The 13,730-nt window shown below is 67.6% G+C and carries 11 protein-coding genes; 6 read left to right on the forward strand and 5 right to left on the reverse strand.

Annotation, left to right across the window (positions count from 1 at the left end):
* Positions 1-4 precede the first annotated feature (4 nt).
* Positions 5-1,762 (reverse strand): gamma-glutamyltransferase, encoded by a 1,758-nt coding sequence (gene ggt, locus BRO63_RS03190; RefSeq protein WP_088138496.1) that lies wholly within the window; start codon positions 1,760-1,762, stop codon positions 5-7.
* 127 nt (positions 1,763-1,889) lie between these two features.
* Between ggt and BRO63_RS03195 the strand changes: the two genes are divergently transcribed.
* Complete coding sequence (locus tag BRO63_RS03195) at positions 1,890-2,795, forward strand: LysR family transcriptional regulator (protein ID WP_088138497.1); 906 nt, start codon at positions 1,890-1,892, stop codon at positions 2,793-2,795.
* Between the two features lie 84 nt (positions 2,796-2,879).
* On the opposite strand, the gene BRO63_RS03200 is transcribed toward BRO63_RS03195, so the two are convergent.
* On the reverse strand, positions 2,880-3,872 hold the full coding sequence (locus BRO63_RS03200) for a tripartite tricarboxylate transporter substrate binding protein BugE (RefSeq protein ID WP_088138498.1): 993 nt from the start codon (positions 3,870-3,872) through the stop codon (positions 2,880-2,882).
* A 240-nt stretch (positions 3,873-4,112) separates the two neighbouring features.
* Between BRO63_RS03200 and BRO63_RS03205 the strand changes: the two genes are divergently transcribed.
* Positions 4,113-5,012, forward strand: coding sequence for an AEC family transporter (locus BRO63_RS03205; protein WP_088138499.1), 900 nt, complete (start codon positions 4,113-4,115; stop codon positions 5,010-5,012).
* Between the two features lie 67 nt (positions 5,013-5,079).
* On the opposite strand, the gene fumC is transcribed toward BRO63_RS03205, so the two are convergent.
* Positions 5,080-6,477, reverse strand: a complete 1,398-nt coding sequence (gene fumC / locus BRO63_RS03210) for a class II fumarate hydratase (protein WP_088138500.1) — start codon at positions 6,475-6,477, stop codon at positions 5,080-5,082.
* A gap of 163 nt (positions 6,478-6,640) precedes the next feature.
* Here fumC and tsaE point away from each other — a divergent pair, with 163 nt between their 5' ends.
* Both tsaE and BRO63_RS03220 read left to right on the forward strand, forming a co-directional pair.
* Complete coding sequence (gene tsaE / locus BRO63_RS03215) at positions 6,641-7,180, forward strand: tRNA (adenosine(37)-N6)-threonylcarbamoyltransferase complex ATPase subunit type 1 TsaE (RefSeq protein WP_088138501.1); 540 nt, start codon at positions 6,641-6,643, stop codon at positions 7,178-7,180.
* On the forward strand, positions 7,108-8,493 hold the full coding sequence (locus tag BRO63_RS03220; RefSeq protein ID WP_143218525.1) for an N-acetylmuramoyl-L-alanine amidase: 1,386 nt from the start codon (positions 7,108-7,110) through the stop codon (positions 8,491-8,493). The genes tsaE and BRO63_RS03220 overlap by 73 nt, the downstream gene beginning before the upstream one ends.
* A 102-nt stretch (positions 8,494-8,595) precedes the next feature.
* Here BRO63_RS03220 and BRO63_RS03225 read toward each other — a convergent pair whose 3' ends face one another.
* Positions 8,596-9,234 carry a VTT domain-containing protein gene (locus tag BRO63_RS03225; RefSeq protein WP_088138502.1) on the reverse strand — a complete coding sequence of 213 codons (639 nt, stop codon included), beginning with the start codon at positions 9,232-9,234 and terminating at the stop codon, positions 8,596-8,598.
* Positions 9,235-9,336: 102 nt separating this feature from the next.
* Between BRO63_RS03225 and mutL the strand changes: the two genes are divergently transcribed.
* Positions 9,337-11,292, forward strand: a complete 1,956-nt coding sequence (gene mutL / locus BRO63_RS03230) for a DNA mismatch repair endonuclease MutL (protein ID WP_088138503.1) — start codon at positions 9,337-9,339, stop codon at positions 11,290-11,292.
* A gap of 2 nt (positions 11,293-11,294) precedes the next feature.
* On the forward strand, positions 11,295-12,263 hold the full coding sequence (gene miaA / locus BRO63_RS03235; protein WP_179215026.1) for a tRNA (adenosine(37)-N6)-dimethylallyltransferase MiaA: 969 nt from the start codon (positions 11,295-11,297) through the stop codon (positions 12,261-12,263).
* Positions 12,264-12,324: 61 nt separating this feature from the next.
* On the opposite strand, the gene purM is transcribed toward miaA, so the two are convergent.
* Complete coding sequence (purM, locus tag BRO63_RS03240; RefSeq protein WP_088138504.1) at positions 12,325-13,374, reverse strand: phosphoribosylformylglycinamidine cyclo-ligase; 1,050 nt, start codon at positions 13,372-13,374, stop codon at positions 12,325-12,327.
* Positions 13,375-13,730 lie beyond the last annotated feature (356 nt).

Below are 13,730 nucleotides of genomic sequence, written 5' to 3' on the forward strand. Positions count from 1 at the left end.
GGCCTCAGCCGCCTTGGGCGACGCCTTCTCGGCGCGGGTCGGCGCCGCCCTGCAGGCCACCGCCATCGATCACGATGCCGTGGATGCCGCTGGGGAATTCGAGTATCCGCACCGGGTGCCCCATGCGCTCGAGCTCAGGCGCCAGCGCCTCCAGCGCGGTGCCCTTCTCCAGTTCGGTCTCCTTGTTGCGGCTGCCCATGTTCGGCAGGTCGATGGCCGCCTGGATGTCCAGGCCCCAGTCCAGCACGCCCACGATGGTCTTGGCCACGTAGTTGATGATGGCGCTGCCGCCCGGCGACCCCACCAGCAGATAAGGCTTGCCGTCGCGCAGCACGATCATCGGCGCCATCGAGCTGCGCGGGCGCTTGCCCGGTTCGATGCGATTGGCGACGAGGCGGCCCTCGGGATCCTTGTAGGACGAGGAGAAATCCGTCATCTCGTTGTTCAGCAGGAAGCCGCGCACGAAGATCTTGCTGCCGAATTCGTTTTCGATGGTGGTCGTCATGCTCAAGGCATTGCCCTGCGCGTCCACCGCCACCAGATGGCTGGTCGAGGGCAACGCCAGCGCGTCGTCCTTGCCCAGCGACAGCAGCTTGCCTTCCGGATCGCCGGGCAGCGCCACCTTCATGCTGCGGTCCGGCTGGATCAGGGCGCCGCGCGCGCGCAGATAGGCGGGGTCCAGCATGGCGCGCACCGGCACCTGCACGAAGTCCGGATCGGCCACATAAAAATCGCGGTCGGCGAACGCCAGCCGGCCCGCTTCGGAGAAGTAATGCACCGCTTCCACGCTGCCAGGTGCAAAGATGGGCAGGGGAAACTGCTCCAGTTCGCCCAGCATCTGCAACACCGCGATCGGGCCGCTGCTGGGCGGCCCCATGCCGCATAGCTGGTAGCCGCGATAGGCGCCGCAGACGGGATCGCGCGTCTTGGCGCGATAGCCTGCCAGGTCGGCCAGCGTCAGGTCGCCGGGCACGGCATGGCCGCGCACCGCGGCGACGATGTCCCGGGCGATGTCGCCCTGGTAGAACGCGGTGGCGCCTTGCTGCGCCACCGCGCGCAGCGTGCGCGCGAATTCGGGGTTCTTCAGCACATGGCCCACCGGCCACGGCGCGCCGTCCGGCGCATAGAAATAGGCCGCGGCCGCGGCTTGCGCGCGCAGCTCCTTGTTGCCGGCCAACAGCTTGTGCAGACGGGGCGACACGGCGAAACCCTGCTCGGCCAGCCGGATCGCGGGCTGGAACAGATCGGCCCAGGGCAGCGCGCCCTGCTCCTTGTGCGCCAGTTCCAAGCCGCGCAGCAGGCCCGGCACGCCCACCGCCAGGCCGCTGTTCACCGCGCGGGCGAAAGGCACGGGCTTGCCGTCCGGATCCAGGAAACGCTGCGGCTGGGCCGCGGCGGGCGCCGTCTCGCGGCTGTCGTAGGTCTGGATGCGCCCGCTCTTGGCCGAATACACCACCATGAAGGCGCCGCCGCCTATGCCGGACGATTGCGGCTCCACCAGGTTCAGCACCAGTTGGGTAGCGATGGCGGCATCCACCGCGCTGCCGCCCCGGCGCAGCATCTCGTCGCCGGCCTGAGTCGCCAACGGATTGGCCGATGCCATCATGAAATGCGGCGCCCGCACCAACTGGCGCGTCTGCGTGCCGCTGGCGGCCTCGGGGTTCAGGTCCTCGACGGCCTGTGGCGTGCGCGCCCACGCAGCAGGCATGGCCGCGAGCGCGGCGGCAAGCATGAGGGCGACGGCATGTCGGGGTGCGCGCATGGGGAGGCTCCGGTGGGCGCCGGCTTTCCGGCAGGGGTTCATGATAGTCAAGGCGCCGGCGTCTGTCGCGACGCGGGCCGCATCCGGCTTAGAATCGCGGTTTCCGCCCACCGTCCCCCACCGTGCCATGCGTTTGCGCCACATCGAGATTTTCGAAGCGATCCGCCGTACCGGATCCCTGACCGAGGCCGCGGCCGCGCTGCATATCTCGCAGCCCGCGGCCAGCAAGCTCTTGGCGCATGCCGAGGCGCAACTGGGCTTCAAGCTGTTCGAGCGCGTGAAGGGCCGGCTGGTCGCCACCCGCGAGGCCGAGATCCTCACGCCCGAGGTCGCGCGCCTGAACCAGGACCTCAACAGCGTGCGCAGGCTGGCCGCCAGCCTGCGCGACCATCCCAACGGCCACCTGCGCCTGGGCTGCGCACCGGCGCTGGGCCTGGGACTGCTGCCCGGCGTGGTGCGCGACAGCCGCGCGGCGCAGCCCGGCATCACCTTCGACATCCACACGCATCACAGCACCGAACTCGTGCAGGGGCTGCTGACGCGCGAGCTGGACCTGGCCATCACCTTCGACACCAATGACTATCCGGGCCTGACCCGCATGGGACTGGGGCACACGGAACTGGTGCACCTGAGCCGCAAGGATGGCTCGGGCCCGCTGCCGCTGGCGGATCTGACCGCCATGGCGGGCGATACATTGATCGTGCTGGACGCCGCCGACGCCTCCGGCGCCCTGCTGCAGATGGCGCTGGATGCGCAGGGCCTGGATCCGCAGGTGGCGATCCAGGTGCAGACGCATTACGTGGCCTGTGCCCTGGTCGACGCGGGTTGCGGCGACGCCATCGTCGACGCGATCACCGCGCAGGCGATGCTGCGCCCCGGCATGAACCTGCGCCGGCTGGACCCCGCCCTGCGCGTGCCGATCAGCATCATGGTGCGCAACCAGGACCCGCTGTCGGCGCTGCACCGGGACTTCATCGAACGCCTGCGCGCCGCTTGCGAAGCGCTGCAGGCCGGACTCGACGCCACGGCCTGAGCGGCCCGCGCAAAAAAAGACGGGCGCCCGAAGGCGCCCGTCATGGCTTGCAGACGGGGCAGGCAGCGCCCGCCCCGCGCGGCATCAGTCCAGCTTGATGTTCTGCTTCTTCACGACGTCCTTCGCCCAGTCATACTGCTCTTTGATTTCCTTGGCGAATTCTTCCGGCGTGTTGCCCGACGGCGCCGAGCCCTGGTCGTCCAGCGCCTTGATGACCTTGGGGTCCTTCAGGGCCACGACGGCAGCGTCGCGCAGCTTGTTCACGACTTCCATCGGCGTGCCCTTGGGAGCCAGCAGGCCGTACCAGACCGGCTGGTTCAGCACCGGGAAACCGGCGTCCTTGAAGGTCGGCACGTCCTTGATGGCTTCGATGTTGGTCGGCCACGCGATGGCCATGGCGCGCAGCTTGCCCGCCTGGATCTGCGGCATCGACGACGGCAGGTTGTCGAACAGGATTTCGATCTGGCCGCCGACGGCGTCAGCCACGGCCGGGCCCGACCCCTTGTACGGCACGTGCACGATGTCCGTGCCCGTAGCCATCTTGAACGATTCGCCCATCAGGTGCAGCACGCCGCAGGTGCCCGAGCTGCCGTACGAGTACTTGCCCGGGTTCTTCTTCAGCTCTTCCAGGAAGCCCTTGAAGTCCTTGGCGGGGAACTTCGGGTTCACGGCCACCACGTTGGCGGTGTTGGCGAAGTTGGTGACCGGCTGGAAGTCCTTGATCGGATCGTAGGGCAGGTCGTTGGGGCGGCAGGCCGGGTTCACGGCCATGGTCGACACGGTGGCGATGGACAGCGTGTAGCCGTCGGCATCGGCGCGCGCGGCTTCGGATGCGCCGATGGCGCCGCCGGCGCCGCCCTTGTTTTCCACAACCATGGGCTGGCCCAGTTCCTGGCTCATGCGCTGCGTCACCAGGCGCGCGATGATGTCGGTGGAACCGCCGGGCGCGAACGGAACGATGACGCGGATCGGCTTGCTCGGGTACTTGTCGGCAGCGTGAGCGGCGGAGGCGCCAAGGGTGCCGGCAGCGCCGGTGGCCAGGGCGATGGCCACGGCCAGGGAGCGGACTTTATTCATAGGTGTGTTTCCTCCAATATGCGAGCCCGTGTGTGTACGGACCGTTGTGTGATGCGCCTGCCTGTGGGCAGGTCCGCAATTAACGGTGGTGGGCGCATGCTCTGTGCGCAGGGTGAGCACTGCTTTTATACGTTGCTTGTGGCACACGCGCCCGCCAGAATGACGGAGAATAGCAGCAAATACTTACAGACGCATAGCGCAGCGATCCCCGTCTGACGCGCATCAAATACGTACTCGCACATGTCGGTCGCCCTTCTGGTTTTCCCTGATTTCATGCTGGTCGCACTGGGCTGGGCGCTGCATCACAAATTGAATTTCTCGCGCGAATTCTTCGCCGGCACCGAACGCCTGGTCTACTTCGTCCTGCTGCCCGCGCTGCTGTTCCAGTCCATCCTGCGCACCCCCATCACCGCCGGCAACGCCGCCATGCTGCTGCAGGCCAGCGCGGCCGTCATCGCGGCCGGCGTCGCGCTGACCTGGCTGGCGCGCTGGGTGCTGCGACCTTCGTCGCTGAGCCTGGCCTCGTCCGCGCAATGCGGCTACCGCTTCAATACCTATCTAGGCCTGGCCTTGTCGGCCAGCCTGGGCGGCGCGCAGGGCCAGACGGTCATGGCGCTGATCGTCGGCTTCGCCGTGCCCATGGCCAACATGGCCGCGGTCTACGGCCTGGCCCGCCACAGCGGCGGCAACCTGCTGCGCGAACTGGCCCGCAATCCGCTGGTCATTTCGACGCTGGCCGGCCTGGCCTGCAATCTGGCCGGCGTGCACCTGCCCGGGCCGCTGGACACGGTGTTGGCGCGTCTGGGCGCGGCGGCCCTTGCGCTGGGCATCATCTGCGTGGGCGCCAGCCTGGCCTGGGAAGGCGGCAAGGGCCATGGCGCGCTGATCGCCTGGATGCTTGCGGTCAAGCTGGTGGCGCTGCCTGCGGTGGCCTTGCTGGTCGCGCATCTGCTGGCGCTGCCGCCGCTGGAATCGCGCATGCTGCTGCTGTTCGCAGCCCTGCCCACCGCCTCGGCGGCCTACGTACTGGCCATGCGCATGGGCGGCGACGGCCGCATGGTGGCGGTGCTGATCTCGCTGGGCACGCTGCTTTCGGCGCTGACGATTCCGCTGTGGCTGATGCTCACCGGCGCGGCCTGAGAGACGCTGCGCCGCCAACGAAAAAAGACCGCCGCGGCGGTCTTTTTTCATGCGAGCGGCAGTCTTCCTACGAGGACTTGTGCGCGTTGGTCATGGAGGCCGGCACCACCCATTCGGCGAACTGCGCCTCGGTCACGTAGCCCAGCGCCAACGCCGACTCCTTCAGCGACAGGCCTTCCTTGTGCGCCTTCTTGGCGATCTGCGCGGCCTTGTCGTAGCCGATGTGCGGATTCAGCGCCGTCACCAGCATCAAGGACCGGTCGACCAATTCGGCGATGCGCTCGAGGTTGGGCTCGATGCCGGCGGCGCAATGCTCGTTGAAGCTGGCCATGCCATCGGTCAAGAGGCGCACCGATTGCAGGAAGTTATGGATCACCAGCGGCTTGAACACATTGAGTTCGAAATTGCCGCTGGCGCCGCCGATATTGATGGCCACGTCGTTGCCCAGCACCTGCGCGGCCAGCATCGTGATGGCCTCGCATTGCGTCGGATTGACCTTGCCCGGCATGATGGAGCTGCCCGGCTCGTTCTCGGGGATGCTGATTTCGCCCAGGCCCGAACGCGGACCGCTGGACAGCCAGCGCACGTCGTTGGCGATCTTCATCAGGCCGGCCGCCAGCGACTTCAGCGCGCCGTGCGCGAACAGCAGCGCTTCGTGCGAGGCCAGGCCCTGGAACTTGTTGGGCGCCGACACGAAGGCGGTGCCGCTGGCATGCGCCAGTTCGGCGGAAACCTTGGCGCTGAACTGCGGGTGCGCATTCAGGCCCGTGCCCACCGCGGTGCCGCCGATGGCCAGCTGGTGCAGGCCCGGCAAGGTGGCGCGGATCTGCTGCTCGGACAGGTCCAGCTGGGCCACATAGCCCGACAGCTCCTGGCCCAGGGTCAGCGGCGTGGCGTCCTGCAGGTGGGTGCGGCCGATCTTGACGATGTCGTAGAACTCGGCGCTCTTGGCCGCCAGCGTGGCGCGCAGCGCCTTCAGCGAGGGCAGCAGATGATGCTCAACCTGCACCGCGGCCGCCACGTGCATGGCGGTCGGGAACGTGTCGTTGGACGACTGCCCGCGATTGACGTGATCGTTCGGGTGGACCTTGCGCTCTTCGCCGCGCACGCCGCCCAGCAGTTCCGAGGCGCGGTTGGCCAGCACCTCGTTCATGTTCATGTTGCTTTGGGTGCCGGAGCCGGTTTGCCAGACCGACAGCGGGAATTCGTTGGGCCACTTGCCGGCGATCACCTCATCGGCGGCGCGGACGATGCCGTCGGCGATCTTCGGATCCAGTTCGCCCAGATCGGCATTGACCTTGGCGGCCGCGCGCTTGAGCCGCGCCATCGCTTCGACCAGCGGGACCGGCATCTTTTCGGTGGAAATCGCGAAAAAATGCAGCGAACGCTGGGTCTGGGCGCCCCAGAGGTGATCTTCCGGGACTTCGATGGGACCAAACGTGTCTTTTTCAATGCGGGTCTTCATGGCGCGTGCTACTCCGTGGCGACGTCGATTGCGGCTGGCGGCGGCGCGCCAGTCACGAGAATGTTGAGAATGACAATCAGTTCTAGGTTAGCAGAAACCCGCATTCCTATAATTGCGCAAACATCCGTGCTCCCTCCATCGTTTTTACCACTCGCCCCGCGCCATGTCCGCCCCTCTTTGCAGCCTGACCTTGCACCTGCCCGACGAAGCCGCCACGGAATCGCTGGCGCGGCAGCTCGCTCCCCTGGTTTCCGGCGGGCAGGCCGGTCCGGCAGGGGGACATATCCACCTCCGGGGAGACCTGGGCGCGGGGAAAACCGCCTTCACTCGGGCCCTGTTGCGGGAATGCGGCATCACGGGACGGATCAAAAGTCCCAGCTACGCGCTGCTTGAATCCTATAAAGTTTCTAACTTATACTTCTATCACCTTGATTTTTATAGATTTAGTGATACGCGAGAATGGTTGGACGCAGGATTCCGGGATTTACTGCGTGACGACGCGGTCGTTTTGATCGAATGGCCGGAGCGGGCCGGGGGCCTTTTGCCCCCTCCCGACCTGCTGATTTCCCTAGCCTATGCAGGCGACGGACGCGACGCCACCCTGACCGCGTACACCGCTCGAGGACAAACATGGTTGAACGCGATTGTCCCCCCGCCCCAGTCGGCGCCCTCCCCTCGGCAGGCGCCACCCGGCGCCGCCTGATTAGCGTCGCCGCTACTCTGCTCGTCCTGCCGGTCCTGCCGCGCCTGGCGCAGGCGGCGACCATCCTGGCCGTCCGCACCTGGCCGGCCGACGAATACACCCGCGTCACGCTGGAGCTCGACAGCGAGCTCAAGGCTGAACAGTTCACACTTGAAAACCCCCACCGCCTGGTGGTGGACATCGAGGGACTGACCATCAGCGCGGCCCTCAACGACCTGGTTTCCAAGGTCCGTCCGGACGATCCCTACATCCAGAGCCTGCGGGTGGCGCAGAACCGCCCCAACGTGGTGCGCCTGGTGTTCGACCTGAAGCAGCCCGTGGCGCCCCAGGTGTTCACGCTCAAGCCCGTGGCCGACTACCAGTACCGCCTGGTGCTGGACCTGTATCCGAAGATCGCCCAGGATCCGCTGATCGCGATCCTGAACAAGCAAAGCGGCCCCGACGTGGACGACCCGCTGGCGCGCATCCTGGAAGACATCCAGCGCAATCCGGTGACCCGCGCCGATCCGCCCGAGCCGCCGCGCGTGCGCGGCCAGCAGCCGGCGCCTCCGCTGCCCACCGCGCCCAAGCCCCCGCCCGCCACCGCCAGCCGCGGCAAGCAGCGCATGCTCACCATCGCGCTGGACCCCGGCCATGGCGGCGAGGACCCGGGCGCCATCGGCAGCAGCGGCCTGCGCGAGAAAGACGTGGTGCTGCGCATCGCCCGGCGCCTGAAGGCGCTGATCGACAGCCAGCCCTACATGCGCGCCTACCTCACGCGCGACGACGACTACTTCGTGCCCCTGCATGTGCGCGTGCAGAAGGCGCGCCGCGTGCATGCGGACCTGTTCATCTCGATCCACGCGGACGCCTGGGTCAAACCCTCGGCCAACGGCTCGTCGGTGTTCGCGTTGTCGCAACGCGGGGCCACCAGCGCCCAGGCGCGCTGGATGGCGGACAAGGAAAACGCGGCCGACCTGATCGGCGGCGTCAACCTCGGCAGCCACGACCGCCAGGTGGCCAAGGTGCTGCTGGACCTGTCCACCACCGCGCAGATCAACGATTCGTTGAAGGTCGGCAATGCCTTCCTGGATGAAATCAAGAAGATCAACCGCCTGCACAAGAACAGCGTCGAACAGGCCGGCTTCGCGGTCCTGAAGGCGCCGGACATTCCTTCGGTGCTGGTCGAAACCGCCTTCATCAGCAACCCCCAGGAAGAGGCCCTGCTGCGCAGCACCTCGCACCAGGACAAGCTGGCGCAGGCCATGATGACGGGCATCCAGCGCTACTTCACCGCCAACCCGCCGCTGGCGCGGCTGGGCGACGTGAGCTGACGGCCACGGCTGCCGCCGCATGAAAAAAGGGCGTTGCGCTTCACGGCGCAACGCCCTTTTCATTTGCCTCGCGCGGATGCGGCGCCTCGCGCCGCGCCCATCTCAGGCGCCGCGCCTGGCCTTGATCAACTTGAACACCCCTGCCCCGATCACCGGCACGATGGCCGCGGCCAGGCCCAGCAGCACGATGGTGTTCAGGTGTTCGCGCACCAGCGGAATGTTGCCGAAGAAGTAGCCCGCGGCCACCAGGCTCACCACCCACAGCAGCGCGCCCAGGATGTTGAACAGCTGGAAGCGGGACAGCGGCATGTCGGCCACGCCCGCGACAAACGGCGCGAAGGTGCGCACGACCGGGATGAAGCGCGACATCACGATGGTCTTGCCGCCATGCTTTTCGTAGAACGCGTGCGTGCGCATCAACGCGCCACGGTCCAAAAAGCGCAGGTTCATCGAAAACACGCGCGGCCCGATGTAGCGTCCGATGGCGTAGTTCAGCGTATTGCCGGTGATGGCCGCGACGATCAGCAGTCCGCCCATCAGGAACGGGTCGATGTGTCCGGTGGCGCCGAACGCGCCCGCGATGAACAGCAGCGAATCCCCCGGCAGGAACGGCAGCACGACCAGCCCCGTCTCCGCGAAAACAATCAGGAACAGCACCAGGTACACCCACATGCCATATTGCGCGACCCAGACGCCGAGCGTCTTGTCGATGTGGAGCACCATATTGAAAAATTCGAGCATTGAAGCAACCCTGCCGGCGAAATGGGATATCAGTCCGCGACTATAGCCCACCCGCCCATGACGCTAAAATCATCCACATAGCCATACCTGAACGCCAGCCACATGACCGAACGCCGCTCCATTCTTGCGCTTCCCGACCTGCTGATCAGCCAGATCGCCGCCGGCGAGGTGATCGAGCGGCCGGCGTCCGTGCTCAAGGAAATCCTTGAAAACGCCATCGACGCGGGCGGACGCGCCATCGAAGTGCGCCTGGAAGGCGGCGGCATACGCCGCATCGCCGTGACCGATGACGGCGGCGGCATCCCGCCCGAGGAACTGCCGCTGGCGCTGGCGCGCCACGCCACCAGCAAGATCCGCTCCTTGAACGAGCTGGAGTCGGTGGCGTCCATGGGATTCCGCGGCGAAGCCCTGGCCTCCATCGCCTCCGTGGCCCAGGTCACCATCATTTCCCGCACCCGCGACGGCGAGCACGCCTGGCAGATCGACGCCGGCAGCATGCAGGTCAGCCCCGCATCGGGTCCTCCGGGCACCACGGTGGACGTGCGCCAGCTGTTCGACGCCGTGCCGGCCCGCCGCAAGTTCCTGCGCTCCGAGGCCACCGAATTCGGCCATTGCGTCGACGCCATGGAGCGCATCGCGCTGGCGCATCCGCAGATCGCCTTCCGTCTGTTCCATCATGACCGCGCGCAGCGCCAATGGCTGCCCGCCGAGCCGCCGCAGCGCATCCGCGACGTGCTGGGCGCGGAATTCGCCGAACACGGCCTGCTGCTGTCGCACTCCGTCGGCACGGTCAGCCTGGCGGGCATGATCACCCGCCCCACCGCGGCCCGCGCCCGCGCGGACCGCCAGTATCTCTACGTGAACGGCCGCTACGTGCGCGACCGCACCGTCAGCCACGCCCTGCGCGCCGCCTACGCCGACGTGCTGCATGGCGACCGCCAGCCCGCCTACGTGCTGTTCCTGGACATCGATCCGGCCGCCGTGGACGTGAACGTGCATCCGGCCAAGCACGAGGTCCGCTTCCGCGACAGCGGCGCGGTGCATCGCTTCGTCTCGCATGCGGTCGGCCAGACGCTGGCGCAGACCGGCGGCGCGTCGGCGGTGACGCCGGCTGCGCAAGCCGATGACGCGGACGACGCGGGCTTTGAAACCGTGGCCCGCCCCGCCGCCACGACCGGCGCCACCCCGCAGGCCACGCCCTATGCGCCTGCCGCCAGCTCGCGGCCAGTGGCGGATACGCCCCGACCCGGCTACAGCGGCGGCAACGCATCACCCTCCTACGGCTTGCGCCCCTCGCCCGCGCCGCAGCGCCCCCATACCCAGGTCCCGTTCCGCCTGCACGCCGAACCCGCCGGCATCCCGGCCGCCGACTGGCAATCGCTCTACCGTCCGCTCGATGACGATACGGCCGCCAAGACGGCGCCGCTGCGCGAACCCGCGCCAGCACCCGCCGCGGCCCTGCCCGCGGACGAGGAACATCCGCTGGGCATGGCGCTGGCGCAGCTGCACGGCATCTACATCCTGGCGCAGACCCGCCGCGGCATCGTGCTGGTGGACATGCATGCCGCCCATGAACGGGTGGTCTACGAACAGCTCAAGCAGGCCCTGGACGCGCGCAGCCTGCCGCGCCAGGACCTGCTGGTGCCCGTGGTGTTTCATGCCCAGGAAAAGGACGTGGCGCTGGTCGAGGAATTCGAAGAGCAATTGAACGAACTCGGCTTCGAAATGCGTCCGTCCGGACCGACCTCGATCGCCGTGCGCTCCGTGCCGGCGATCCTGGCCCGCGGCGACATCGAGACGCTGGCCCGCGCCGTATTGCGCGACCTTGGCGCCGTGGGCGTTTCGCGCCTGCTGACGGAACAGCGCAACGAACTGCTGTCCACCATGGCCTGCCACGGCTCGGTGCGCGCCAACCGCAAGCTCACCATCGAAGAGATGAACGGCCTGCTGCGTCAGATGGAAGCCACCGAACGCGCCGACCAGTGCAACCACGGCCGTCCCACCTGGATCCAGTGGTCGGTGTCCGACCTGGACAAGCTCTTCCTGCGCGGGCAATAAGCTTGTCGCCGTCCGCCTCCCCCAACGCGGCGCCGCTGGTCATCTGCCTGGCCGGCCCGACCGCGGCAGGCAAAAGCGCCTCCACCCTGGCGCTGGCCGAACGCTGGCCGCTGGAGATCGTCAACGTCGATTCGGCCACGATCTATCGGGGCATGGACATCGGCACGGCCAAGCCCTCGCCCGAGGAACAGGCGCAGGTGCCGCAGCATCTGCTGGACATCCTCGATCCCACTCAGTCGTACTCCGCCGCCGACTTCGTCGCCGACGCGCTGCGCCTGATCGACGAGATCCGCGCGCGCGGGCGCATCCCGCTGCTGGCGGGCGGCACCATGATGTACTACAAGGCGCTGCGCGATGGCCTGGACGACCTGCCCCAGGCCGATCCGGCGCTGCGCGCCGAGCTGGAAGCGCGCGCCGCCATCCAGGGCTGGCCCGCGCTGCACGCCGAACTGGCGCAGCGGGATCCGGTCACCGCCGCGCGCCTGGCGCCCAACGACAGCCAACGCATCCAGCGCGCGCTGGAGATCTGCATGCTGTCCGGCCAGCCCATGTCCGCCCTGCTGCTGCGCGGCCAGCGTCCGCGCGACGACACGGGCAACCAGTACCTCACCATCAGCCTGGAGCCCTCCGACCGCGCCGCCCTGCATGCCCGCATCGAGCAGCGCTTCGACGCCATGCTGGCCAAGGGACTGCTCGACGAGGTCCGCGCCCTGCGCGCCCGGGGCGACCTGCACACCGGCCTGCCGTCGGTGCGCTGCGTGGGCTACCGGCAGATGTGGGCGCACCTGGACGGCGAGGTCGACCTGGCCACCGCCCGCGAACAGGGCATCGCCGCCACGCGCCAGCTAGCCAAGCGCCAGATCACCTGGCTGCGCGCCCAGCCCGAGCGCGTCATCGTCGACTGCCTGGCCGCCGATGCCGTGGCGCAGACCATAGACGCCATGGCCGTCGCCCTGGCAGGACGCGCCTAGCCAGGCGCCAGGCACAAAAAAACCGCGCCATGGCGCGGTTTTTCGTTGCGGACCGGCGGGCTTACACCACGAAGGTCTGCGCCATGCCTTCCTTCTGCTCGACGATCTCGCCCAACGTGCTGACGGTCTCGCCCTGCTCACGCAGCGTGGCGGCGATGGCTTCGGCCTGCGCCGGATCCACCACCAGCACCATGCCGATGCCGCAGTTGAAGACGCGGTACATCTCGGTGTCCTCGACCTGGCCTTGCTGTTGCAGCCACTGGAACAGCTTGGGCATTTCCCAGTTGGCGCGGTGCAGCTGGGCCGACAGGCCGGGCTGCAGGATGCGCGGCACGTTGTCCAGCAGGCCGCCGCCCGTGATGTGGGCCAGGCCCTTGATGCTGGCGCCGTGCTTGGCCAGGGCGGCCAGCACCTGCTTCACGTAGATGCGCGTCGGCGCCATGACCACGTCGACCAGCGGCTGGCCGTGGAAATCGTCGTCGGGCTTGGCGTTGGCGCGCTCGAGGATCTTGCGCAGCAGCGAGTAGCCGTTGGAATGCGCGCCGCTGGAAGCCAGGCCCAGCACCACGTCGCCGGTCTTGATCGACTGGCCGGTGATGATGGCGGACTTTTCCACCGCGCCCACCGCGAAACCGGCCAGGTCGTACTCGCCGTCCGGGTACATGCCCGGCATTTCGGCGGTTTCACCGCCGATCAGCGCGCAACCCGACAATTCGCAGCCCTTGGCGATGCCGCCCACCACGGCCGCCGCCGTATCCACCGAAAGCTTGCCGCAGCCGAAATAGTCCAGGAAGAACAGCGGTTCCGCGCCCTGCACCAGGATGTCGTTGACGCTCATGGCGACCAGGTCGATACCCACGGTGTCGTGGCGGTTCCAGTCGAACGCCAGGCGCAGCTTGGTGCCCACGCCGTCGGTGCCCGAGACCAGCACGGGTTCCTTGTACGACTTCGGCACTTCGAACAGGCCGCCAAAGCCGCCGATACCGGCCAGCACCCCGGGACGCATGGTGCGCGCCGCAAGCGGTTTGATACGGTCGACCAGGGCGTCGCCTGCGTCGATGTCGACACCGGCATCGCGGTAGGTCAGAGGGGCGGTAGGTTGATTCGTCATGAGAAATGCCGTGGGGTATGTAACAATTGCTGGGATTTTGGTGGAACGCCCTGCATTTTACGATGTTGCGGGCGCAAGCAGGGATCATCCCCGCCACGGCGCCGCGAAAGCGGTTCGGACAGGGACGGACCTGGTGCGCTGGGCCGGGGCGCGGCAAGGAGGGCCGGATCGGCGCAAACCCAAGCCAGTCCAGGGCCTTGGACGCGACACCTTGGCCCCAGGTGGTTTAAAGTGTAGGGTTGGCCGGTATTGATTTTGCCAGTTTCTGGCGACCAAAACCCGGCGGCCAAAATCCTGGCAGGCCAGTTTTGACCGGCCGCATTGATCCATAGCTGTATTTGACCTGTACTACCCGC

The organism is Achromobacter xylosoxidans, assembly GCF_002192695.1.
In the GTDB taxonomy this organism is placed as follows: domain Bacteria; phylum Pseudomonadota; class Gammaproteobacteria; order Burkholderiales; family Burkholderiaceae_B; genus Achromobacter; species Achromobacter xylosoxidans_C.